The organism is Hydrogenophaga sp. (assembly GCF_036675665.1).
Taxonomy (GTDB): domain Bacteria; phylum Pseudomonadota; class Gammaproteobacteria; order Burkholderiales; family Burkholderiaceae_C; genus Hydrogenophaga.
The window spans coordinates 141,853-165,741 of record NZ_JAKFEO010000037.1 but is presented as its reverse complement, the minus strand read 5'-3'; the positions used below and the strand labels follow the sequence as shown (position 1 = coordinate 165,741).

At 67.4% G+C, this 23,889-nt stretch carries 21 protein-coding genes; 12 read left to right on the top strand and 9 right to left on the bottom strand.

All coding sequences use genetic code 11. The annotated features are described in order from the left end of the window. The first annotated feature begins 38 nt into the window (after window positions 1-38). Complete coding sequence (locus V6M63_RS15450) at window positions 39-608, top strand: TetR/AcrR family transcriptional regulator (protein WP_332743296.1); 570 nt, start codon at window positions 39-41, stop codon at window positions 606-608. A 347-nt stretch (window positions 609-955) separates the two neighbouring features. On the opposite strand, the gene cueR is transcribed toward V6M63_RS15450, so the two are convergent. Together cueR and V6M63_RS15440 are read right to left on the bottom strand one after the other, a co-directional pair. Beyond that, window positions 956-1,492 (bottom strand): Cu(I)-responsive transcriptional regulator, encoded by a 537-nt coding sequence (cueR, locus tag V6M63_RS15445; RefSeq protein WP_332743294.1) that lies wholly within the window; start codon window positions 1,490-1,492, stop codon window positions 956-958. Between the two features lie 98 nt (window positions 1,493-1,590). Then, on the bottom strand, window positions 1,591-1,782 hold the full coding sequence (locus tag V6M63_RS15440; RefSeq protein ID WP_332743292.1) for a heavy-metal-associated domain-containing protein: 192 nt from the start codon (window positions 1,780-1,782) through the stop codon (window positions 1,591-1,593). A gap of 137 nt (window positions 1,783-1,919) precedes the next feature. Between V6M63_RS15440 and V6M63_RS15435 the strand changes: the two genes are divergently transcribed. Further along, complete coding sequence (locus V6M63_RS15435) at window positions 1,920-4,115, top strand: heavy metal translocating P-type ATPase (protein WP_332743290.1); 2,196 nt, start codon at window positions 1,920-1,922, stop codon at window positions 4,113-4,115. 175 nt (window positions 4,116-4,290) lie between these two features. Next, window positions 4,291-4,722, top strand: coding sequence for an HU family DNA-binding protein (locus tag V6M63_RS15430; protein ID WP_332743362.1), 432 nt, complete (start codon window positions 4,291-4,293; stop codon window positions 4,720-4,722). A gap of 80 nt (window positions 4,723-4,802) precedes the next feature. On the opposite strand, the gene V6M63_RS15425 is transcribed toward V6M63_RS15430, so the two are convergent. Further along, a complete protein-coding gene (locus tag V6M63_RS15425; protein ID WP_332743288.1) occupies window positions 4,803-5,741 on the bottom strand; it encodes a GlxA family transcriptional regulator in 939 nt (312 codons plus the stop codon). Between the two features lie 93 nt (window positions 5,742-5,834). Between V6M63_RS15425 and V6M63_RS15420 the strand changes: the two genes are divergently transcribed. From V6M63_RS15420 to V6M63_RS15405, 4 genes are read left to right on the top strand one after another with little or no spacing between them, the layout of a single operon-like run. Beyond that, entirely contained in the window at window positions 5,835-6,956 is a 1,122-nt protein-coding gene (locus tag V6M63_RS15420; RefSeq protein ID WP_442909600.1) for a DJ-1/PfpI family protein, read from the top strand. Between the two features lie 36 nt (window positions 6,957-6,992). Next, a complete protein-coding gene (locus tag V6M63_RS15415; protein ID WP_332743285.1) occupies window positions 6,993-7,376 on the top strand; it encodes a VOC family protein in 384 nt (127 codons plus the stop codon). A gap of 26 nt (window positions 7,377-7,402) precedes the next feature. Then, window positions 7,403-8,056 (top strand): glutathione S-transferase family protein, encoded by a 654-nt coding sequence (locus V6M63_RS15410; protein WP_332743283.1) that lies wholly within the window; start codon window positions 7,403-7,405, stop codon window positions 8,054-8,056. Window positions 8,057-8,115: 59 nt separating this feature from the next. Then, window positions 8,116-8,763 carry a dihydrofolate reductase family protein gene (locus V6M63_RS15405; RefSeq protein WP_332743281.1) on the top strand — a complete coding sequence of 216 codons (648 nt, stop codon included), beginning with the start codon at window positions 8,116-8,118 and terminating at the stop codon, window positions 8,761-8,763. Between the two features lie 158 nt (window positions 8,764-8,921). On the opposite strand, the gene V6M63_RS15400 is transcribed toward V6M63_RS15405, so the two are convergent. Beyond that, window positions 8,922-11,972: a transglycosylase domain-containing protein gene (locus V6M63_RS15400; protein WP_332743279.1), complete on the bottom strand. Its 3,051-nt coding sequence runs from the start codon at window positions 11,970-11,972 to the stop codon at window positions 8,922-8,924. Window positions 11,973-12,266: 294 nt separating this feature from the next. Between V6M63_RS15400 and V6M63_RS15395 the strand changes: the two genes are divergently transcribed. Genes V6M63_RS15395 through V6M63_RS15380 form a run of 4 tightly spaced genes read left to right on the top strand, consistent with a single transcriptional unit; the run spans window position 12,267 to window position 16,217 of the window. After that, complete coding sequence (locus tag V6M63_RS15395; protein WP_332743277.1) at window positions 12,267-12,392, top strand: hypothetical protein; 126 nt, start codon at window positions 12,267-12,269, stop codon at window positions 12,390-12,392. Beyond that, window positions 12,389-13,291, top strand: coding sequence for a universal stress protein (locus V6M63_RS15390; RefSeq protein ID WP_332743276.1), 903 nt, complete (start codon window positions 12,389-12,391; stop codon window positions 13,289-13,291). Before V6M63_RS15395 ends, V6M63_RS15390 begins: the two co-directional genes overlap by 4 nt. After that, the gene (locus tag V6M63_RS15385; RefSeq protein ID WP_332743275.1) at window positions 13,288-14,628 is read left to right on the top strand and encodes an SLC13 family permease; all 1,341 of its coding nucleotides are present in this window, start codon (window positions 13,288-13,290) and stop codon (window positions 14,626-14,628) included. The genes V6M63_RS15390 and V6M63_RS15385 overlap by 4 nt, the downstream gene beginning before the upstream one ends. Next, window positions 14,625-16,217 carry a Na/Pi cotransporter family protein gene (locus tag V6M63_RS15380; RefSeq protein WP_332743273.1) on the top strand — a complete coding sequence of 531 codons (1,593 nt, stop codon included), beginning with the start codon at window positions 14,625-14,627 and terminating at the stop codon, window positions 16,215-16,217. The genes V6M63_RS15385 and V6M63_RS15380 overlap by 4 nt, the downstream gene beginning before the upstream one ends. Before the next feature lie 115 nt (window positions 16,218-16,332). Here the strand turns inward: V6M63_RS15380 and V6M63_RS15375 are convergent, their stop codons facing one another. After that, window positions 16,333-17,130, bottom strand: a complete 798-nt coding sequence (locus tag V6M63_RS15375; protein WP_332743271.1) for an IclR family transcriptional regulator — start codon at window positions 17,128-17,130, stop codon at window positions 16,333-16,335. 234 nt (window positions 17,131-17,364) lie between these two features. Here V6M63_RS15375 and V6M63_RS15370 point away from each other — a divergent pair, with 234 nt between their 5' ends. After that, window positions 17,365-18,351, top strand: a complete 987-nt coding sequence (locus V6M63_RS15370) for a tripartite tricarboxylate transporter substrate binding protein (RefSeq protein WP_332743269.1) — start codon at window positions 17,365-17,367, stop codon at window positions 18,349-18,351. A 23-nt stretch (window positions 18,352-18,374) separates the two neighbouring features. Here V6M63_RS15370 and V6M63_RS15365 read toward each other — a convergent pair whose 3' ends face one another. The 4 genes from V6M63_RS15365 to V6M63_RS15350 form a co-directional block, all read right to left on the bottom strand. Continuing rightward, window positions 18,375-19,211 carry an alpha/beta fold hydrolase gene (locus tag V6M63_RS15365; protein ID WP_332743267.1) on the bottom strand — a complete coding sequence of 279 codons (837 nt, stop codon included), beginning with the start codon at window positions 19,209-19,211 and terminating at the stop codon, window positions 18,375-18,377. A gap of 64 nt (window positions 19,212-19,275) precedes the next feature. Further along, window positions 19,276-20,478, bottom strand: coding sequence for a 3-oxoadipyl-CoA thiolase (gene pcaF / locus V6M63_RS15360; protein WP_332743265.1), 1,203 nt, complete (start codon window positions 20,476-20,478; stop codon window positions 19,276-19,278). 11 nt (window positions 20,479-20,489) lie between these two features. Then, the gene (locus tag V6M63_RS15355; protein WP_332743264.1) at window positions 20,490-21,815 is read right to left on the bottom strand and encodes an MmgE/PrpD family protein; all 1,326 of its coding nucleotides are present in this window, start codon (window positions 21,813-21,815) and stop codon (window positions 20,490-20,492) included. A 3-nt stretch (window positions 21,816-21,818) separates the two neighbouring features. Then, a complete protein-coding gene (locus V6M63_RS15350) occupies window positions 21,819-23,882 on the bottom strand; it encodes a 3-hydroxyacyl-CoA dehydrogenase NAD-binding domain-containing protein (RefSeq protein ID WP_332743263.1) in 2,064 nt (687 codons plus the stop codon). Window positions 23,883-23,889 lie beyond the last annotated feature (7 nt).

The window sequence follows — 23,889 nt, the reverse complement described above, 5'->3', positions numbered from 1 at the left end:
GATTATGTGGATCACTGATCCATTTGTCAAAGTTCTTTATGCGCGCCGACGCCAGAAAAAATTACAGCCGACTGCTTGCGGTGGCACGCGAGGTCGTCACCGAGCACGGCGCCGATGCGTCGATGCGAGATATCGCCCGTCGGGCCGAAGTCGGGTTGGCAACACTGCTACGTCATTTCCCGACGCGAGAAGGATTGTTCGAAGCGCTGCTGCGTGAAAATCTGGATGCGCTGACGCAGAAGGCAAGCGAACTTGAAACGTCGAGCCCCCCCGACGACGCGCTCGAGTCCTGGTTTCGTGAAGGGGTGGCGTTCGTTGGCAGCTACAGCGGCGTTGTGGCTTTGATGGCAAGTGCCCACGCGGATCCGGACTCAGCGCTCTACGCGCCATGCATGGCGGTGCGCTCAGCGGGCGCTCGACTGCTGCTCCGTGCTCAGGACGAGGGCACGGCGCGCGCTGATATGGATGCGGACGACTTGTTCGCCTTGATGTCGGCGCTCGGTTGGCTTGTCGGTCAACACTCGTTCGCCTCGCGGGCCGACCATCTCTGTCGCATCGTTGCGAGCGCCATCCTGACAAATCGGTCGAGCAGCGGGCCTATCAGATGAGCGACGCAGCGTTGGGGCCGCACTTGGCCGACCAGTGGGCGCTGTCGCTGGCCCTTGCCGTGTGGAAGCGTCAACGCGAGGCGGCCTTCACCTGCACCGAACTGACCGCTCATGCGAAGACCAACTTCGAAGTGGTCAGTCGCATCAACTCTGACAAGGGTAGGTCCAGCCCTGTGGCACGAGGTCGCCTCGGTCATTGAGTTTGCAGACGCACCAGAGCAACCAATCTGGCGCCCTGCGGTTGTTGTTTCGTAGGCAGGGCGCCACATCCAATGGACCTGGCGCCAAGGCGCTGCGACTGAACGTCGCTGGTTGTTGCGACTGCCCTATTTCGCATCGCAGTGTCGTCAACTTCGGTGAACGTGGACCCCCCGCATCCACGCCATGAGGTCGATTGGGCTGGAGGTGCGGACCCCGACCACTTCGGCCTTGGCCAGGGATTTTTTGAGCTGAGGCTTTTGTTGGGGCCGATGCTGAGAAAGGCTGCCGCGCGAGAGTTTGTCCAGGATGGCGCAGTGAGGCTGGTCATTGCCGTGGCAGGCTTTCACCAACACCGCGAGACCCTCCATCATCTGCTCGATTTCGCGCCGCTTTTCTTCCAGGTCCGCCAGATGGCGTTGCGCCACCACCTTCACTTCGCGGCTCGTGCGCTGCGAATCGCTCCACAGGCCAATGAGTTCGGCGATCTGTGCCACCGAGAACCCCAGGTGGCGCGACTGCCGGACGAACCGCAACACCGAGACCTCCCGATCACCATAGAGCCGGTAGCCCGCCTCGCTGCGTTCTGCCTCGGGCAGCAGGCCGATCTGTTCATAGTGGCGGATCATCTTCGCGGAGACGCCTGCGGCAGCGGCCGCTTCGCCGATGTTCATGAGTGGGGTCATGTGGAACTCCATGGAATGAATGAGGGCATGGGCCGAGGATGTAGCTTGACATGGTGGGAAGGTCAAGGCCCTCACCGAGAGAGCCTTGACCAGTGGGATCAGAGAGTTGGGTAGCCCGCTTCAGCCAGCGCTTCGACCAAAGCATCGCGGTCTTCACCGCTTTTCACGGTGACCAGACGCCGTGGCAGATCGACCTGGATCTCGCAGGATGGATCAACCCGCTTGAGGGTGACATTCACCTTGGAGGCGCAATGGCCGCAGGTCATGTCGGGGAGGTGGAATTCGTGCATGGATGACTCCAATGAAAGTTGAGGGAGCCCTCACTCTGGGCATTGCCGCGGTGGCAATGTCAAGTTGCATCTGCCGTTGCGCTTGCCACCGCAGGAAGGCCAATCATTCGCTCCACCCCCAACCTTTGGAGTCCCTCATGAACACCGCCACCTTGTCGCTCATCGAGCATCAGTTTCCCATCGAAGGCATGACCTGCGCCTCGTGCGTTGGCCGCGTCGAGAAGGCCTTGAAGGCCGTTGCCGGCGTGAAGGAAGTCAGCGTCAATCTCGCCACCGAACGGGCCACCGTGAACGCTGCTGCTTTCACACTGCCCGCCAGTCTGGTGGCCGCGGTGCACAAGGCAGGCTACAGCGTGGGCAAGGAACCGACTGAGGATCAGGGAGCACAGCCCACAAGAAGCAAAGGCGAGCCCTGGTGGCCGGTGGCCCTCGCCGCCGTGCTGTCGCTCCCTCTCGTGCTGCCCATGTTTGCCATGATCTTCGGCGTCGATTGGACAATCAACGGTTGGCTGCAGCTGGCACTGGCCACACCGGTGCAGTTCTGGCTGGGCGCGCGCTTCTACCACGCGGGCTGGAAGGCGGCTCGCGCCGGTGCAGGCAACATGGACCTGTTGGTGGCACTGGGTACCAGCGCCGGATACGGTCTGAGTGTGTATCTGCTGTTCAAGCACCTCGAACACGGCACGCCGCACCTGTACTTCGAAGCCTCGGCCGTGATCATCACGCTGGTGTTGCTGGGCAAATGGCTGGAGTCGCGCGCCAAACGCCAGACCACCGCCGCCATTGCAGCCCTCAACGCCCTCAAGCCCGAGGTGGCGCGCGTGCGCATGTCCTATGGCGATGTGGACGTCACCATTGCCCAGGTGAAGGTGGGTGACACCGTGGTGATTCGCCCGGGTGAGCGCATTCCGGTGGATGGCGTGGTCACCATCGGGTCTAGCCAGGTGGACGAATCGTTGATCACGGGTGAGAGCCTGCCCGTGGCCAAACACGCGGGCGACAAGGTCACAGGCGGCGCCGTCAATGCCGAGGGACTGCTGTTGGTGGAGACCACGGCGGTGGGCGCCGAGTCCACGCTCTCGCGCATCGTGCGCATGGTCGAATCGGCTCAGGCAAAGAAGGCCCCGATCCAGCGCATCGTGGACCGCGTGAGTGCCGTCTTTGTTCCGGTCGTTCTGCTCATCGCCGCACTCACCCTGCTGGGCTGGGGCCTGGCCACCGGCAATTGGGAGCAAGCCATCCTGAATGCGGTGGCGGTGCTGGTGATTGCCTGTCCGTGTGCACTGGGCCTGGCGACCCCCACGGCCATCATGGCCGGCACCGGGGTGGCCGCTCGCCAGGGCATCCTGATCAAGGACGCCGAAGCGCTGGAGATCGCGCACCGCATCAACACCGTCGCGTTTGACAAGACGGGCACGCTCACCGAAGGCAGGCCAACCCTTGTCGCGGCGGCGGCAACCCCCGGCCACGATGACCATCTTCTGTCCTGGAGTGCGGCCATGCAGGCCGGCAGCGAGCACCCCTTGGCACGCGCCGTGATGAACGCCGCCGAAGCGGCGGGCCTTGCCCTGCTCTCCGCCGCCAAGGTGAGCGCCGTTCCCGGGCGCGGGATGTCGGCCGAGGTGCAGGGCCGTGCATTGCGCCTCGGCAGTCCGCGCTACATGCAGGAGCTGGGCGTGGACACTTCGGCACTTGCCGAGCCCGCCCGCCAGCTCGAAGACGACGGACGCGCGGTCTCATGGCTCGCCGACGTGACGGAAGCACCCGCTCTGGTGGGCATGCTGGCCTTTGGCGATGCGCCCAAGGCCAGCGCCATCACCGCCATTCGGAGCCTGCAGGCTTTGGGCATTCGCACGGTGATGATCACTGGTGACAACCTGGGCAGCGCCTCGACCGTTGGGAACGTCCTGGGCATTGACCACATCGAAGCCGAAGTGTTGCCCGCAGACAAAGCAGCCATCGTGAACCGGCTCAAGGAAGGTGGCCGAACGGTGGCCATGGTGGGGGACGGCATCAACGACGCACCGGCGTTGGCCTTGGCCGACGTGGGCATTGCCATGTCCACCGGCACCGACGTCGCCATGCACGCCGCCGGTATCACACTCATGCGTGGTGACCCCGCGCTGGTGGCCGATGCGATCGACATCTCGCGCCGCACCTACCGCAAGATCCGGCAAAACCTGTTCTGGGCCTTTGCCTACAACGTGATCGGCATCCCGCTTGCGGCAGCTGGTCTGCTGAACCCGGTGGTGGCAGGTGCTGCGATGGCATTGAGCAGTGTGAGCGTGGTGAGCAATGCGCTGCTGCTGCGGGGTTGGAAGCGCGGAGGTTGAAGGCACTGGTGCGTGTGCGAACCAGGCGCCGTGACAAGTCGCTGCGCCCAAGGCACAACGGTGAGTTTGCGATGCGATGCCGGCCCACCGCCATCAATTTCGCGTGTGCACTCATGGTTTCTACAATCGCGTGGCGCGCTTTGCGCATTTACATCCATCGAAAGTAGATACATCCATGGCAACTGCAAAGAAGACCATCGCTGCGAAGAAGGCAGCACCCGCCGTCAAAAAACCAGTCGCGGCCCCCAAGGCCGCGGTGACCAAGAAGCCGGCGGCAAGCTTGGCGACACTGAAGCCGATCAAGACGGCCTTCAACAAGACCACGCTCCAGGTTCACCTGGCTGAGGTCGCCGGTGTCGAGCCGAAGGCCGCCAAAGCTGTGTTGGCTGCGCTGGAAGCCACGATCGTGGCCTCCATGAGCAAGAAGGGCCTGGGCGAGTTCACGCTGCCAGGTCTGCTCAAGATCACCGCGCAGGCGATCCCCGCCAAGAAGAAACGCCGCGGCATCGACCCCTTCACCAAGGTTGAGCGCGAATTCGCAGCCAAGCCCGCCACCGTGCGTGTGAAGGTTCGCCCCCTGAAGAAGATCAAGGACGCCTCGCTGTAAGGTCTCCCCGGCGCTCGGCCGCAAGCTGAGCGCCCGGATCGGGGTCGGGTGGCACCTCAGGCGCTCGCCCGAACGATGTTTCAAGCGCGTTCGCGATAGGTGTGTGGCGTGACGCCATGCGCTCGCCGGAACGCGCGCTGAAACGCATCGACCGAGCGGAAGCCGCTGCTGCTCGCAATCTTGTCCTGCGTCCAGTGCGTCTGTCGCAACAGGCGCGTTGCGGCCTTCACTCGCGCCTGCTCGACGAAGCGCGCGGGTGTGGTGCCGGCTTCGGCTGCAAACGCGCGGGCGAACTGCCGTTCGCTCATGTGCGCCCGCTCGGCCAGTGCGCCCACCGAAAGGTCCTCGCCCGGATGCAGGTCGATCCAGGCAATGAGGTCGCGCAGGCGATGCCGCACCGCCGACTGCGCCAGCAATGTGTCGCTCAGTTGCGTCTGATGGCCAGCGCGAAGCAGTGGCAATGCCAGCGTGCGTGCGATGTCCATCGCCACGTCGCGCCCGACGTCGTCTTCCACCAAGGCCAGTGCCAACTCGATGCCCGTCGTGACGCCCGCCGATGTCCACACCGGACCATCGTGCACATAGACGAGGCCGCGCTCCACGCACACTTGCGGCCGCATCGTCTGCAGCTGATCGCACGCGCGCCAGTGCGTGGTGGCCCGGCGGCCGTCGAGCAGCCCGGCTGCGGCGAGCGCAAAGGCGCCGCTGCACACGCTGGCCACGCGCCGCACGCCAGGGGCGACTTTCGACAGCCAGGCGCTCACCTCATGGTCGACGATGGCGGCACGCACGCCCGTTTCCTCGCCGCCCGCAACGATGATCGTATCGATCCGGACCGGCAGCTCGTCGAGGCGGCAGAAACCGCTGAGACTCAGTCCGGCGTTCGTCAGGACCGTGCCACCGGTGGGTGACGCGGTGTGAAGGCGATACGTTCCGGGTCGAAGGTGCTCGGCCTTGCTGAACACGCTGGCCGGCCCGGCGACATCGATCGCTTCGGCGCCATCGAAAGCGACAAGCACCACGTCGATGGCAGAAAGTGCGGACTTTTCGTCATTGCCCGCTGGCGTGAGACTTCGTAAGGTCACAACATGGTCCCGAAAAGCGGAGTGGCTATGTTCAGGTCGACAGGAATGGTGATTTTGATGGTTGCAGCCCTGGCCGGTTGCGGTGCGGGCACGAAGATGCCGCCGGCACCCGCGGACCCGGCCCTGCGCGAACAGCAAACGCAGGCCTTCGTGCACGCCATGAAGCCACGCCACGCAGGCCGGCCCGTGGTGGCGATTGTTGCGCTCAACGAAGGCACCGAAACCACCGACTTCCTGCTGACGCACGCGGTGCTGAAGCGCGCCGACGTGGCCGACGTGACGGCGGTGGGGTCGCGACGCGGACGGGTCGAGCTGTTCCCCGCGCTTCAAGTGGAAGTGCCGCAGGACTTCGAAGGTTTCGACCGTGTTCACCCCTCGGGGGCCGACTATGTGATCGTGCCGGCGTTGATCGATGATGCCGATCCCGTCGTCACAGCCTGGCTGCGGCGCCAGGCCGAACGCGGCGCGCGCATCGTCGGTGTATGCAACGGCACCTTGGTGGTCGGCAGCGCCGGCCTGCTCGACGGCCGCCGCTTCGCTGGCCACTGGTCCTCGCGCAGCAAGGTGCTGGATCGCCATCCAGGCTCGACCCATGTGCCGCACCAGCGCTACCTGGTGGATCGGGACGTGGCGACCACGACCGGTATCACGGCATCGATCCCGGTCGCCCTGGCTCTCGTGGAGGCGATGGGTGGACGTGAAAAGGCCGCGGCGGTCGCGGCCGAACTGGGCGCCAACTCGTGGACGCCGGAGCACGACAGCACACCCTTTGCGCTCACCGTGCGCAGGGGTGCGAACTACCTGCTCAACAAGGCGGCCTTCTGGTCGCGCGAGGATTGGGGCGTGGATGTGCAAGAGGGCATGGACGACATCACCCTGGCGCTGACCGCGGACGCCTGGTCGCGCACCGGGCGCGTGAGCGTGCGGGCCGAATCGGCGTCGTCCGGCACCGTCCGGCTGCGCAGCGGCATGCCGATTGCCGTGGGCGCTGCGGCACCGGACACACCGCGCCTGCCCCTGACACCGGCCTTGAAGCCGCTGCAGCAGCTTGACCGAAGCCTGTGCGAGATCGAACATCGCTTCGGCGCCGCGCGGCGCGAGTGGGTGGCGCTCGAGATGGAGTACCCGGGCGCGCCCGCCTGTGTTTGAACAGCATGGCAGCGAACCCCTGCAAGGAGCCCTGTGATGTCGATTGACCTCAACCACACCATCGTTCACGCCCGCGATCCGCTCGTATCGGCCACCTTCCTCAGCGAGATGCTGGGCCGTGCGGCCCCGGTCCGGTTCGGTCCGTTCTGGGACGTCGAGCTCGACAACCACGTCACGCTGGCCTATATCCGGGCCGATCAGCACCTGACGATCGAGCACTACGCCTTCCTCGTGAGCGAGGACGAGTTTGACCAGATCTTCGGGCGCATCCAGGCCCGTGGGCTGCCGTACTGGGCCGACCCGGCGCACCAGCAACCGGGCAGCATCAACCACCACGACGGCGGACGCGGCGTCTACTGGAACGATCCAGACGGCCACTACCTCGAGATCATCACCCGGCCCTATGGCGGTGACGGCTGAGGCAACCCGATGGCCAGGAGAAGGACATGATCACGCTCTATGGTTTCGGGCGCATCTTTCCCGAAGGACGCGGACACACGAAAGACCTCTGGGTGCAGTGGGCGCTCGAAGAATCGGGCCTGCCGTACCGGGTCCACGCGCTCGACCACACCGGCGGTGAACTCGACGGCGAGGCCTTCAGCCGGATCAGCCCCTTTCACCAGGCCCCGCTCATCGACGACGACGGGTTCGTGGTGGCCGAGTCCGCCGCGATCGTGCTCTACCTGGCCGAGAAGGCCGGCCGGCTGATTCCAGGCGACACCCAGGGGCGCACCCGCGTCGTTCAGTGGTGTTTCGCTGCCGTCAGCACCGTCGGGTCGACCCTGGCCTGCATCGACACCATCGACATCTTTGACAGCGGCGCTCGCCAGCTTCGCTCGGCGGTGAGCAAGCTCGCCAGCCGCTGGCTCGGCGACGTCGAGCGGCACCTTGCGGACCGCGAGTGGATCGCGGGCGCCGAATTCACGGTGGCCGACATCATGATGGCCTGCGAGCTGCGCGAAATCCGCAAGACCGACCTGATGGCGCCCTTGCCCAGGGTCAGGGCCTACTGCGAGCGCTGCCTGGCCCGCCCGGCCTTTCAACGCGCTCTGGCCCTGTACGCCGGGCGCGTCGGCGTGAGCCTCGCTGAAATCCGTTGATCCCACCGGGCGCGGCTCTGACGCCGCAGTCGCCCACCCTGACGACAGGAGCTTCAACCATGAGCCGATTTGAAGTACGCAGCTTTTCACTCTCGCTCGACGGCTACGGCGCCGGACCCGACCAGCGCCGCGATCAAGGGCTGGGGCGGGGCGGCGAAAGCCTGCACGAATGGATGTTCGCCACCCGCACCTGGGAGCGCATGCAGGGCCGCGACGGCGGCGAGACCGGCGTCGACGACGACTACGCCGCGCGCGGCTTTGAGAACGTCGGCGCGTGGATCATGGGCCGCAACATGTTCGGCCCGATCCGCGGCCCCTGGCCCGACGAGACCTGGAAGGGCTGGTGGGGCGACGAGCCGCCCTACCACTGCCCGGTGTTCGTGCTGACACACCATGCGCGGGCGCCGCTGGTGATGGCGGGCGGCACCACCTTCCACTTCGTGACCGGCGGCATCGAAGCCGCGCTTGCGCTCGCACGCGAAGCCGCCGCGGGTGGCGACATCCGGCTGGGCGGCGGCGTCGAGACGATCCGCGAGTACCTGCGCGCGCGGCTGGTGGACGCCTTGCATCTCGCGATCGCGCCGGTGTTGCTCGGCTCGGGCGAAGCCCTGTTCGTCGACCTCGATCTGCCGGCACTCGGCTACCGCTGCACCGAACACGCCACGACGCCAAAGGCAACGCATGTGGTGCTGACGCGGGAGAACTGACACCGAGAGTTCTTGGTCAACAGGGCAAACCAGGTGCTCATTGCCACCAGCGAGACGACCACAGGCAAGCCCACGGTCTGCTGCGCGAGCCCCGTTCCGTCGGCGATCGCCCTGGATGGCACATACCCCGTTCGTTCAACAGGGCCGGCACCCTGGCGTCACGGTTCGCGCGGGCATCCGCTCTCGGGTCCACCGTCGAGGTGGGCCATCAACACCGGGGCCATGGAGCGCAAGATCTGGACTGGAAGCCCGGACGTGAAGCGGTGCTCGGCTGCGTTCGATGCCACAACGTAGGCTGTCACGCTGCCGAAGTGTCGCGGCCCCAGGTAGAACACAAAAGTGGCCGTGCGGTTCAGCGCCAGGCCGTCGCGCCCCTTCACGACCACGCGGTTGTCCCCGGTGCCGGTTTTGCCGCCGGGTGACAGGTCAGCCCCTGAGGCGGACTGGAAGCTGCCGGCGAGCCGCCGCGCGGTGCCGGCCTCCACCACCTCCGACAGGGCCTGCTTCAACGCCCGGGCCACCTCTGGCACCATGACCTGCTCGCCCGCTGCAGCCGTGGGCCACAGCGCGGTTTCCCAGGGCGTGCCCTGCGCGAAGCGCATGTCTGAAATGCGGTGGGTGGTCCGACGCACCCCGTCGTTGACGATGATGCCCATCAACTCGGCGAGCGCGGCGGGACGGTCCCCGGAGCTGCCCAGGGCGGTGGCCAGCGAGGGCACGAGGTGGCCGAAGGGATAGCCCAGGCGGGTCCAGCGGCGGTGAATCTCAAGGAAGGCCTCCACTTCCAGCATGGTGTAGATGCGTGTGTCCTGGACATCCTTGGCGCGCGTGCGAAACAACCAGCGGTAGACCGCCTGGCGCTCGGCGGCACTGGCGGCGAGCGCCTCGCTCAGGGTGGCGTCGGGGTGTTGCAGGCGGTAGGCAATCAGCCAGAGTTCCAGCGGGTGCACCCGCGCCACATAGCCGCGGTCCGGCAGGTCCATGGACTCGGGCGCGAAGCGCTCGTACAGCACGGCCACGCGGGATGCGGCGGGTGCCTGGGCGCCCAGGTACGCCGACAGGAAGACGCCCAGGGCTTCGGGCGATGCGGAGGGTTCCAGGTAACGGAATACCGCAGCCAGTCGGTCGGCGCCGGGGCGCAACCCGTCGAGCGGCATGGCGCGCAGTTCCTCCGGGGTGCGCGCGTCGGTCTTGCGCCAGAAGCGGCGCAGGAAGGCCTGGCCCTCGCGGTCGGCGAACTGGGCCAGGTAGGTTTCCCGGCGCGGATCGAACCGGTCTTCCAGCAGGCGCGCGGTGCGGCCCGGCCCCTGGGCCAGGGTATGGCGCACGACCTCCTGCAGCAGTCGCACGAAGGGCAGATTGATCGAGGCCTGCATGGCCTCGCGCAGAGTGGGCTGGCGCGTGTCGTCCTTGCGGTTGAAGTTGTGAAAGCGGTGAACGCCACCACCGGTGAAGAACGGCTCGTTCGGGCTGGCGGAAAAACGGCGCTCCATCGCGGCTTCCAGCATGGCCTCCAGGCTGTGGTCGTGGGGGCCAGACAGGTATTGAACCGCCCAGCGGCCCAGACTGTCCCGCGGGCTGACTTCGGTGGCCTTCAGCGCTGCGGGCTCCAGCGGCGCCAGTCGGCCGTGCAGCTCGGCGACCAGCTCCAGGTAGGTCGCCAGCACGCGCAGTTTGGCGGTGGAGCCCAACTCGAGCTTGCTGCCTTCGTTGATGTCCAGCGGCTGCTGGGTGGTGTCGGTCTGCACCCGCACAAGGTTGCCCTGCGTGGTGCTCTCCAGCAGAGTGAAGCTGTAGCGCACGTCGCCCAGGGTCGCGGTCTGCAACAGGCGCTCGCCCATCAGCTCCTGCGAACGGGCGAAGGCCGGATCGGTCAGTCGCCCGAGGTAGTCGCTCACGGCGTCTTGCAGCTTTCCGTCAAGGGTGGTGCTGGCCTCGGCGTCGAGCCGGTCCAGGCGATAGAGCGAGGTTCCGAGCAGACTGGCCAGTCGGGTACGCACGGCGGTGTTGCCCTTGTTCGCGGTGGCGGGCTGCAGCGGTGGGTCCTTCGCCATGTCTCGGAACACCAGTGTCTGGCGCAACGCGTTGTCACGCCAGCCGGCGTCGATGATGCCCGCTGCAGCCAGCAGCCGCAGGTGGGCGTCGGTGGCGCGTTCGAGCTCCTGGCGGCCCTGCGCCAGGTACCACGAGGGCCGGCGGTGGGCGATCATGAGCGCCACCGCCTGGCGCAACGCAATGGCCCGCGCCGTCGGGTCGTGCGCCTCAGCGCCGGTGCTCGAGAGTGCGGCCATGGCGCCCTCGAAGTCGGTGCCGAACCATACCCACAGCCCATCGCCCAGGCCGTGCACCTCGCCGTGATGCGGTGCGGCCGACAGCGGCACCGTGTTCAGGTAGTCGAGCACCAGCTGGCGGCGCGCCGGCAGCGTGTGGGCACCTTGCTGGTAGGCCCGCACCGAGGCCGAGGCCATCTGCCGCAACTTCTCGCGCGCGTCGTGCGTGATGCCTCCCGGCGAATGACGGAATTTTTCGATCTGCGTGGCCAGGGTGCTGCCGCCATGTGTATCGATGTCGGCGTCGATGCGGCTGCCCAATTGCCCGAGCACTGCACGCGTGAAGCGCAACCAGTCCACCGCCGGGTTCATCGCAGGGCGATCGGGGTCGAGCAGATCGCGGTTTTCGATGAAAAGCAGGGCCTGCACTACCACCGGCGGCACGCTTTCGAATCGCTCGAAGTGACGGTAGGGGTAACGAAAGGCGTGCAGCGACTGGCGGTTGCAATCGAACACGGTGAGTCCGGCTTGCGTTTTTTCGGCGTAAGGGGCAAACCAGCCCCGTGCTACGTGGGCTCTCAGGGCATCGTTCTGGCGGGACTGTTCGGCGATTTCGAAACCGCGCGCCCGCATGCGCTCGGCGAAGGCGGGAATGTCGGCATAGCCCAGGCGCTGGTCGAACGGGCCGTGGGCCGGGAACACGATGGGGTCTGCCGGTCCGGGGACGACGTGGTGCCTCAGCGTGGCAGCGTAAGCGCTCAACTCCCGGGCCTGCCAATGCGAGGTCTGCGCTTCTCGCCGCAGCAGTATCGCAGCCACAACCAACACGATCAGCAGGGCCACCTGCCACGGCAGGCGAAATCCGATCGAGCTTTGCTCACCCGGCGACATACCCAAGCGCGCCATGCGCGGACCCTCCCCGATGCGTTGTTCGATCATGGTGTGCCCCACTGCGGAAAAGCATCCATCCAGATATTCTGTGCGCGTTCCGGCGAAGTATCTTGAGGGCTGCCGATGCCGGTCTATGCGGTGCCGCACATTGGACATCGGTGGCCATCATCTGGTTCCAGCGCTGTCGCTCGGCAGGCACCAAAGACGGGTGGCGCGCGGGATCCCCGAGTTGTCGATTGTGTTTGTGGCCATGGCCATCACACTGGGGCATGGGGCTGACGACCCTTGTGGGCCTGGTGACGATCACGGTTTCAACTTGCTCCTGTACGCTCAGCCGCTTTGATGAACGCATTTTCACCGTGGCTGCGGGTGATCGGCGTGGACTTCGATCCCGAGGGGGTGCGCGACGCCGCCCACGCGGCGGTGCGTCTCGCCCGAGACATTCATGAGCAGGAGAAAACAACATGACTTCCATGACCTCGCCGGGTCCCATCCTCGCCGCAACGGATTTCTCAGCGCCGGCCCGCCATGCGGCCGAAAGGGCAGCCCACCTCGCGCACGAGACCGGTGCTCCGCTGACGCTGATGCATGTCCTGCCCGGCGCTGCGCTGCAGGAGCTTCGCGAATGGTTGGGCGCCGGCCACCCCATGGCGCAGCAACTGCGCGATGAAGCAGATCGGCATCTGGGGGCATTGGTTGCCGAACTGCAGACCCATCGCCATGTGACCATTCGCCCGGTGCAATCCACCGGGTCCCCGCTGGTGGAGATCGGCCGCGAGTGTGAGGACCAGGACGCCAGCCTGCTGGTGGTGGGTGCACGCGGTGCAGGATTCCTGCGCCAACTGGTGCTGGGCACGACCTCCGAGCGGCTTCTTCGCCGCACAAGGCGGCCCATCCTGGTCGTGCGACACAAGCCGCACGAGGCCTACCGGCGTGTTCTTGTGGCGCTGGACTTTTCACCCTGGTCGGCGCACGCCATCGCGCTGGCTCGGCGGGTGGCGCCACAGGCGCGGCTGTTGCTGTTCAACGCTTACCAGGTGCCGTTCGAATCGAAGCTGCGCTACGCGGGCGTCGATGCAGCCACCATGGATCACTACCGCCAGCAAGCCCGCGCGGACGCACTTCAGCGGGTGCTCTCGCTGGCCGCTTCGAGTGGTCTGAAAGCCGGCGAGTGGGCGCCCTGCATCGTCGAAGGCGATGCGTCCCAGTCCATCCTTGAACAGGAGCAAGAAGGAGATTGCGATCTGGTCGTGCTGGGAAAGCACGGCCGATCGGCCGTCGACGACATGCTGTTGGGCAGCGTCAGCAAACATGTGCTTGCTGAAGGCAGCACGGATGTACTGGTCTCCACCGCTCGCGAAGCATGAGCTTGCCCTCGACCCTGCGCGCACTCGCCTGCCTGGCGCTGGCGGCACTCGTTTACGGCAGTGCACCCCAGCCCGAGGCGCTGCGCCTCGGGCTGGCGCTGTTCGCGCTGATCGGCGGACTGTGGATGACGCAGGCCCTGCACCTGAGCGTCACCGCTCTGCTGGTGCCTTTGCTGGCCACACTCACGGGCCTGATGGACCTTCGCGCGGCACTCGCGTCGTTCTCACATCCCATCATCTTCCTGTTCCTCGGCGGCTTTGCGCTCGCGGCAGCTCTGCAACAGCAAGGCCTGGACCGTGCGCTGGCGCTGGCCGTGATGCGCCTGGCCTCGGGCAGGCGCTCAACTGCTGTGGCGATGCTCTTTGGCCTCACGGCACTGCTCTCGATGTGGATCAGCAACACGGCAACCGCCGCGATGATGCTGCCGCTGGCCCTGGGCCTGATGCGCGAGGGCGACGACTGGCGCGAGCGCAGTTTCGTGTTGCTGGGTGTGGCGTACAGCGCCAGCATTGGCGGCATCGGCACCCTGGTGGGCAGCCCGCCCAACGCCATCGCGGCAGCGCAGGCCGGCATCGGATTTGCCGAGTGGATGCGCATCGGGGTGCCGATGGTGGTGGTGCTGTTGCCGCTGATGGTGGCAGTGCTCTTTCTCGTGCTTCGCCCACGGTTGGGCGCGCGGGACCCAGCGCCTCTGGCGCGCACGTCTTCAGAGCCGTGGACCCGACCGCAGCACATCACCATGCTGGTGTTCGCCCTGACGGCCGCGGGCTGGATCGGCGCCGCACCGCTGGGCCGGGCGCTGGGCATCACAGCCGATGTTGACAGCGTCGTCTCGGTGGCGGCCATCATTGCCCTGGTGGCCAGTGGAGCCATCACCTGGCCGCAGATCGAGCGGCGCACGCAGTGGGGCGTGCTGCTGCTGTTTGGCGGCGGACTGGCACTGAGTGAGGTGATGGCAACGAGCGGTGCGAGCCAGTTTCTGGCTGGAGCCGTCACAGCAGTCTTGCAGGGTGCACCGACGGTGCTGCTGCTCCTGGGCGTGGTGGCCTTCGTCGTGTTTCTCACCGAGCTGGTCAGCAACACCGCCTCCGCGGCCTTGTTGGTGCCGATCTTCGTGGGTGTATCGGCAACGCTTGGCTTACCCCCGTCACTGTTCGCTGCGGCCATTGCGGTGTCGGCTTCCTGCGCGTTCATGCTGCCGGTGGCAACGCCACCCAACGCGCTTGTGTACGCCACTGAGCAGGTGTCGCAGACCACCATGATGCGTTGTGGTCTCGTGCTCAACCTGGTGTGCATTGCGATGATCGCCGCGCTGGCCAGCTGGGTTCTGACATGACCGATGTCCAGACACTGAGCCTGGTGGCGGGCGGGCTGGGGTTGTTCCTGCTCGGCATGGGCATGATGACGGACGGGCTGAAGCAGGCGGCCGGCCCTGCGTTGCATCGCATCCTGGCGGGTGCCACACGCACGCGGTTGCACGCGCTGGGCTCGGGCTTGCTGGTCACGGCAATGGTTCAGTCGTCGAGCGCGGTCACCGTGGCAGCCATCGGCTTCGTCAACGCAGGTCTGCTGGCGCTCGGTCCCGCCCTGTGGGTGCTGTTCGGTGCCAACGTCGGCACGTCGATGACCGGCTGGATCGTCGCGTTGGTCGGTCTGAAGTTCAAGGTCGAAGCGCTCGCGATGGCACTGGTCGGCCTGGGCGCGTTGATGCGCTTGACCGGCGAGGGTCGCCGCAGCGGTGCCATCGGCACTGCGCTTGCGGGCTTTGGCCTGCTGTTCATGGGCATTGCCCTGCTTCAACAGGCCTTTGCTGTCCTGGCCAGCCAGATCAGTCTGCCGCAAGGAAGCGGGCCGCTGGTGGTGTTGGCGCAGCTCGGGATCGGGCTGCTGATGACGGTGCTGATGCAGTCGTCCAGCGCGGCCATGGCCATCACCCTCACCGCCGCACAGGGTGGACTGATCGGCCTGCAAGGTGCGGCGGCCGTCGTCATCGGCGCGAATATCGGCACCACCGTGACGGCGCTGCTGGCCGCCATCGGTGCGACGCCGAACGCTCGGCGAGCAGCCTCCGCCCATGTGGTGTTCAACCTCCTCACGGGCGTCGTCGCGTTGCTTCTCCTGCCCTGGCTCATCGGCGCGCTGGGCGCGGCCCGCGAGGTGCTCGGCCTGTCGCCGGATCCTGCTACCGAGCTGGCTCTCTTCCACACCACATTCAACCTGATCGGTGTGCTGTTGATGTGGCCGTTGGCAGAGCGGCTCACACACTGGCTTCAACGTCGTTTCCGAGCCCGCGAGGAAGATGAGGCGCGGCCGCAGTTCCTTGACGACAACGTGCTCGCTGTGCCCACACTGGCGCTGGACGCGCTGACGCGCGAGGTGACCCGTGCAGGACAGGTGGCGGTTCGCATGACTCGCCGTGCGCTGACTGGCGCGGACGTGACCACGCTGAAGGCCGACCACACGATCTTCTTGAGCCTTGACACCGCGATCGAACGCTTCGTCGAGCGTTTGCGCAGCGCCTCGATGTCGCAGGTCGCCAGCGCGCGGCTGGCCGACCTGCTGCGCATCCAGCGCTACCACGAAGCCGGTGCCGAGCAGGCGGAAGTGGCTGCCGCGTTGCCCCTGGCGGGTCTGGCAGATGCACGTCTGGCCGCGGCCGCCAAGGCCTTTGTTGCTGCAGCCGACGCGTCGCTGGTGGATCGGGACAGGACCCAGTCGACCGACCTGGTTCGCCTGGAAGCAGACCTGAACGCGATGGAGGCGGGCTACGAGGACCTCAAGGCCGCCCTGCTGGCCGCCGGGGCCGACTCGCGTCTGGCCTTGACCGACATGGAGCGGGCCCTGCGTCGAATCAGCGCGCTGCGGCGCGCTGTTCAACAACTCCACAAGTCACGGCGACGACTCTCCGAAGGGCGGGCGTCATGAAATCTTTGGGCGCACGGCGCCCGGCGGGAGCCGTGGTGCCGCGCCTTGAGCATGCCTTCGTCACGACATGCACCTGCCCACATGCCCACATGCCGGGCCTCTCTGCAACGGCGGCTCAGGGTTCGTTCAGTCGAGCCAGCTCGGTCTGCAACTCCGCGACCAGGTCCATCAATGGCCCTGACAGTTGCCGCACGGCGTGGGCAATGGGCTCTTCGGTCGACACGCTGACATTCAGCACGTAGATGCCCTCAAAGGTGGGCAATGGCGAGGCCACCGCAACCACCTCGGGTTGCCAGGAAGCGGCGCAGAAGCCGTGTGCGTTGACCTGTTTGATGGCGGCGTTGATGTCCCCATGCACCTTGCTCCAATGGGATCCGCAACGCAGCGCGAACGACGCGTAGAGCAACTTCCTGCGTGCGGCCGAGAGGGTCGACAAATAGGCTCGACCGAGTGAGGTCAGTTCCATGGGGACGCGCTGTCCGGAGACCACGTTGCGCAAGGCCACCCGGCGGTTGTAGCGAATGGATTCGAGATACACCATCTCGTCCCTGTCGGGGGCGGCCAGGCCCACGTTGATGCGCTGACTCTCCGCCAGCGCGCGCATCCTGGGCGCCGCCATCGCGAGCACGGTCGACCCGGTCCGCATGGCGTGGGCAAAGCTCAGCACGGGCGGTGCCAGTCGGTACGCTCTGCGATGGTGATCGTGCTGGAGCATGCCCGTCATCACCAAGGTCTGGGTCAGACGGCTCACCGTGGAGGGCGACAGGCCCGTGCGCTCGGCCAGTTCACTGTTGCCCAGCCAGTTGGATCCGGGACGAAAGGCCCTGAGGATGTCGATGCCCCGCACCAGGGATCGGTTGGTGGGCGAGCGGCCGAGTCGTGCTTCGGCATCGGGGGTTTCGATCATCTTCATGGTGCTTGTCTCCATCGGTTCCACGGAAAGCCAGGGATCGGGCCGGTGTTGCGGCTCACTGCGGTGCCAGCGCCATCATGCACCCGAACATTCCATTCAGTGGAATCTGCTTCATCCAAAAACACTGGATTCAACCTAAGCTGCGCTCCGGCCTGCGGGTGTTTCGATGGCGTCCCGTCTGCTGCCGACTTCAGTTCACTTTCGCAATTGCAGCAACACAACAGGAGACAAGACATGGCCTTCGTCACATCCCGCACCGGGCTCGTCAGCACCGGCCTCTGTCTGGGCTTCGCGCTCCTGAGCACGTCGGTCCAGGCGCAGCCCACAGGCTTTCCCTCCAGGCCCATGCGGATGGTCGTCCCCTTTCCTGCCGGGGGTGGCACAGACACGATTGGCCGTTCCCTCGGCGAGGCCCTGACCCGCGAGCTGGGTCAGCCCACCGTGGTCGAAAACAAGGCCGGCGCCGGCACGGTGATCGGCAACGACTTTGTTGCCAAGAGCGCCCCCGACGGGCACACCATGTTGCTCAACACCAGTGCCGTGGCCATCGTGCCCAGCCTGCACGCCAGACTGCCCTACGCGCCGGAGGCCCTGACAGCGGTCACCCTGCTCGGCCGTGCGCCCAACGTGGCCGTCGTGCGTGCCGACAGCCCCATCAAATCCGCAGCCCAGTTGCTGGCGCTGGCCCGGGCGCAGCCCGGCAAGCTGAGCTACGGCTCGGCAGGCAATGGGACGACGACCCATCTGGCGGCTGAGCTGCTGAAGTTCACGGCGAAGATCTTCGTGACGCACGTGCCCTACCGCGGCGCGGCGCCCATGGTGACCGATGTTCTGGGTGGTTCGGTCGACGTGGGTTTTGGCACCATGCCCAGCGTGGCGCCACACCTGGCCAGCGGAATACTCCGCGCCCTGGCCGTGACCAGCGCAACGCGTTCACACCTTCTGCCCGACGTGCCGACCTTTGCCGAGGCTGGCGTGCCCGGCTACCAGGCGGACGTCTGGTACAGCGTGTTCGTGCCCACCGGCACCCCTGTGCCCGTGATCAAGCAGCTGCATGGGGTGTTCAAACGCGCCTCCGAGACGGAGGAATTCCGCAGGCGGGCGAGTGGCGAAGGCCTGACGCTCACGCTGGACTCCCCGGAGCACACCCATGCATTCGTGCAGTCCGAAATGCTCAAGTGGCGCAAGGTCGTGAAAGAACAATCCATCAAGGCGGATTGACGGCCATGCGGGGGCTGGCGATGTCAGTCAGCCTTCAACCACGGCACCATCAGCGCGGACACCGCTGCAGGATCTTCAAACATGGCCCAGTGGCCGACACCGGGAAGGGTGTGGGCAGTGCGGTGCGCGTGGCCCTCACACAACGTGTGTTGCAAGTGCGCGGGCTCCAGGGTCACGTCGTGTTCCCCGCAGATCAACAGCACGGGGACGTCGGCCCGATCCAGCGCAGCCGCGAGCAGCGGTGAGCGGGAGAACCGTTTGCTGTGGAACCGCGTTTGCAGCGCACCGCGGGTGTGTATCTCCACGGCCAGCTCGGACACGGATGCCTCGTCGTGCAGCATGTGGGCCAGCAGGTTGTGGCGCATGCGCTCCCGCCATTGCACAGCGTTGAGGACGGGGTCCAGATCGCTCCAGGGCAACAAGGTCTGGCGTGGCCGCCGTGGCCCCCCATGGCCCGCCGGCCCCACCAGCACCAGCCGCTTTGTCCCGGCGCGTCGCGCGGCCAGGCTGGCAGCCACCAGACCGCCGAAAGAAAACCCCGCCAGTTGCACGTCGGTACCGGCGCCGAACAGCTGGTCCACGCCCTGGTGCAAGGTGTCCACCAGGTCGTCGATCCCCCCCTGTGGCGTCGCCGTGCTCTCGCCGTAGCCGGGCATGTCGGGCAGCCACAGCGTGAAGTGCTGCGACAGGGCCGGCAGTGTCCTGGCCCAGTGCAGCCAGTTGCCATGTCCACCGTGCAGCAGCACCAGCGGCGGCCCGCTGCCCAAGCGGCGCCAGACGAGGCGGCCTGCGGGCAGGTGCTGCTCGACGCGCTCGCATCGAGCCTCCAGAGCTGACAGGCTGATAATCGGACACCTCATCGAAGGTCGACGGGCTGTGGACTGGCCCGCGAGCGCAGCGTTCGTGTTGCTGCCCCGGACCGCATCAAACGCGTTCCAGCACCACCGCGATGCCCTGGCCCACGCCGATGCACATGGTGCACAGCGCGTATCGCCCACCCGTGCGGTGCAACTGGTTGGTGGCGGTGGTGGCCAGGCGTGCGCCCGACGCGCCCAGGGGGTGACCCAACGCGATGGCGCCGCCGTTGGGGTTCACGCGGGCGTCGTCATCGGTCAGTCCCAGGTCGCGCAGCACGGCCAGGCCCTGTGCGGCGAAGGCTTCGTTGAGTTCGATCACGTCCATCTGCACCAGCGTGAGACCGGTGAGCGCCAGTACCTTGCGCGTGGCCGGCGCCGGGCCCATGCCCATGATGCGGGGCGGCACGCCGGCGGTGGCCATGCCCACCACACGGGCGCGGGGCACCAGGCCGTGGCGGGCGGCAGCGGCCTCGCTGGCCAGCAACAGCGCGACCGCGCCGTCGTTCACGCCCGAGGCGTTGCCCGCGGTCACCGAGCCATCGGGCCGCACCACGCCCTTGAGCCTGGCCAGCGCCTCCAGCGTGGTCGCGCGGGGATGCTCGTCGCGATCCACGACGAGGTCGTCGCCCTTCTTCTGCACGATGCGCACCGGCACGATCTCGGTGTCGAACACGCCAGCCTGTTGCGCAGCCAGGGCCCTGGTTTGTGAGGCCAGGGCCATGCGGTCCTGGTCGGCACGCGAGATGCCGAATTCGGCGGCCACGTTCTCGGCCGTCTCCGGCATGGAGTCCACGCCGTGCTGCGCCTTCATCAGCGGGTTGACGAAACGCCAGCCGATGGTGGTGTCTTCCACGCTGTTGGCGCGCGAGAAGGCCGCCATCGCCTTGGGCATCACGAAGGGCGCGCGGCTCATGCTCTCCACGCCGCCGGCGATCATCAGCTCGGCGTCACCGCTCCTGATGGCGCGCGCGGCGGTGCCCAGGGCGTCCAGGCCCGAACCACAGAGCCGGTTCACGGTGGAGCCCGGCAGCGCGACCGGCAGCCCGGCGAGCAGGGCGCTCATGCGCGCCACGTTGCGGTTGTCTTCACCGGCCTGGTTGGCGCAGCCGTAGATCACGTCGGCCACGGCTTCCCAGTCGAGTCGCGCATGGCGTTGCAGCAGGGCCCTGAGCGGCACCGCGCCCAGGTCGTCGGCGCGCACGCTGGAGAGGGCGCCACCGTAGCGGCCGAAGGGCGTGCGAACGGCGTCGCAGATGAAGGCGTGAGTCATGGGGTCTCCGTTCAGGGAAGCTCGGCGCTGTGGTGCAGTTGCCAGATGCGGGCGAGCAGCGCGCGCGACTGGGCTTCGCCGATCACCGGCGTGGCCAGCTCCATCAACTTGCCTTCGAGATCGGCATCGGACAGCGGCAGCTCGGGGTCGCCTTTGCGGTCCGGCTGCAGATGGGTGAGGCCGCGGCCGTCGCGCAGCGTCACCACCACGCGTGCACCCCGGCGGCCAGGGAAGGCGGCCTCCACCTCGGGGTCCAGCGCCTTGGTGATGCGTCGCATCAGCGCACGCGTCGCCGGGTCGTTCAGGCGCTCGGGTTCGAATGCCGCGAGGCGCACGCTGCCGTGCACCAGTGCCGTGGCCACCATGTAGTGCAGGCTGAAGCGCGCCTGGTCGGCACTGTGTGGATCGACGTGGGGCGCGATGTCCAGCGTGGGCTGGTACACGCCCAGGTCCACGCGCTCGATGTCGGCGTGGGTGAATCCGTGCAGGCGCTGCAATGCCAGCGCGCCGTCGATGGCGGCGAAGGTGTGGCCGCAGCCGATGTGGTTCTTGAACGTGAGGCGGGTGATGTGGAAATCCGTCCCCAGCGTGGCGCCCACGGCGGACCAGTCCGGCCCGGTGCTCATCGCTTGGCCCAGACCCGCTTCCCCTTCGAGCACGTCGAGCGAACTGCGCATGCCGCCGGCGGCCAGCTGGGCCGCCAGCACCCCGGCCTCGGCCGCGCGGCCCGCGTGCAGCGGTTTGGCCATGCTCTCCAGGCGAAAGGCCTGTTGCAGCCCGGCCGTGAAGGTGGCGGCGATGGCCAGCGCGTGCGCGAATGCGGGCTCGTCCAGCTGGAGCAGGCTGGCTGCAGCCGCGGCGGCACCGAAGCTGCCCATGGTGCCGGTGTTGTGCCAGTACTTGTAGTGCGGCCGGCCCATCACCACGCCGATGCGGGTGGAGATCTCGTAGCCCATCACCACCGCGCGCAGGAAGTCGGGGCCGCTGGCGCCCACGGCCTGCGCCATGGCCAGGGCGGCCGCGATGGTGGCGGCACCCGGGTGGTACATGGCGTCGCGGAAGCTGTCGTCCACCTCGGCGGCGTGTGCTGCCGTGCCCTGGATCAGGGCGGCTGCGCGTGCCGTGGCGGCGCGGCCGCGCACCAGGCGTGCCGGGCCGCGGTCGAGGTCGTCGGCCAGTGCCTGGGTGAGCACCTGCACCGATGGTGTGTCCAGACCCGGGTAGAGGGAGGCGTACCAGTCGATCACCGCGCGCTGTGCGTGGTGGGCCACCTCGGGTGGCAGCGGTGTGTTGGCAAGGCGCACCGCAAAGCGTGCAAAGGTTTCGGTGGCGTGCATGGGTCAGTTCCCGGTGGCCAGCAGGCGGTGCAGATCGTCGGGGCTGGCAGCCACGAAGCCGGGGCCGCTCAGCCGGGCCAGCCTGGCGAAGTCTTGCTGCAGCGCGACGGCACCGCGCTCGCGTGCCCAGAACACCGGGCCGCCTTCCCAGCGCGGGAATCCATAGCCGTTCACCAGCACCACGTCCACATCGGTCGCGCGCTCGGCCACGCCCTCGGCCAGCAGCCGTGCGGCCTCGTTGACGATGGCCAGCAGGGCGCGGCGCACGATCTCGTCATCGCCGAGGTGTCGGGGCGTCACTGCTGCCTCAAGCCGGCACTGCCGGATGACCTGGTGCACGGCTTCGTCGACCTGCGGGCCTTGGGCACCTTCGGTGTATCGGTAGTAGCCGGCACCGGTCTTGCGGCCGAGGCGCCCGGCCTCGCAGAGACGATCGGGGATGTGCACGTAGCGTGCCTGCGGGTCGCGCGTGGCGGCCTGTGCCTGGCGCATGCGCCAGGCGATGTCCAGCCCGGAGAGGTCGGCCACCGCGAACGGCCCCATGGCCAACCCGAAGGCCTGCAGGGCGGCGTCCACCTGCTCGGGCCAGGCACCTTCCTCGACCATGAATTCGCACTGGCGGCGGTAGGCTGCGTACAGGCGGTTGCCGATGAAGCCGAAGGCATTGCCGGTGAGCACGGGCCGCTTTTTCAGGCGCTTGCCCACCGCCAGACCGGTGGCCAGCGCATCGGGCGCGCTGGCCTTGCCGCGCACCACTTCCATCAGCCGCATCACGTTGGCCGGGCTGAAGAAGTGCAGGCCGATCACGTCCTGCGGGCGCGAGGTGGCCGCGGCGATGGCGTCCAGATCGAGGTAGGAGGTGTTGGAGGCCAGCACCGCGCCCGGGCGCGCCACGGCGTCGATGCGCTGGAACACCTGCTGTTTCACGCCCAGTGCTTCGAACACCGCTTCGATGACCAGGTCGGCCCGGGCCAGATCGCCCCAGTCCAGGCTGGTCTGCAGACGGCCCTCGCAGGCAGCCGCCTCGGTGGCGCTGAGCTTGCCGCCTTGCACGCGCGAAGCCAGGTGCGCGTGAATGCGCGCCGCGCCGCGTTCGAGCGCTGCGGCATCCTGCTCCAGCAACAGCAACGGGTACCCCGCTTCCAGCGCTGCGATGGCGATGCCCGAGCCCATGGTGCCGGCGCCGATCACGGCCACGCGCTCCACCGCGTGCGGCACAGCGCCGTCCAGCGAAGGGTGTCTGGCGCTGTCGCGCTCGGCAAAGAACTGGTGGCGAAGGGCGGACGCTTCGCGTGAAACGCGCAGTTGCTGGAACAGCGCGCGTTCGTCGGCCAAACCGTCGTCGATGTTGACGCGGGCCGTGGCCGTGATGGCGTCGATGGCCGCCTGAACCGCGGGCCGGCGTTGGCCGGCCTTGAGCGCGGCCGCACTGGCTTGGGCCACCGACGCATCGTCGGCGGTGGGCACGGCGCGGTCGCGCAGGCGCTGCTTGCGCCCGGCGAGACGCTGTGCGTGGGCCACGGCAGTGGCGCGCAGATCGCCGCTGGCGATCTCGTCCACCAGCCCGGCTTCCAGCGCTGCCTGGGCGCGCATGCGCTCACCGGCGCAGATCATGCGGATGGCGCGCGCAATGCCCACCACGCGAGGCAGGCGCTGCGTGCCCCCAGCGCCAGGGATGATGCCCAGCGTCACCTCGGGCAGGCCCACCATGGTGTGGGGCGCGGCCACGCGGGCGTCGCAGCCCAGCGCCAGTTCGAAGCCGCCACCGAGCGCGGCGCCATGCAATGCCGCCACCACCGGTTTGGCGCAGGACTCGATGGCGGCGATCACGGCCGGCAGCTGCGGCTCGCTCAGGGGTTGATCGAACTCGCGCAGGTCGGAGCCGGCGATGAAGGTGTTGCCTGCTCCGATGAGCACCGCGCCCTGGAGCGTGTCGTCGGTGCGCAGTGTCTCGATGGCGGCCATCAGGCCTTGCCGGACCGCCGTCGAGCCGGCGTTGATGGGCGGGTTGTCGATCACGATGACGGCGATGGTGCCGTCACGCTCCAGATGCACGCGTGCGGTCATGAGCGTG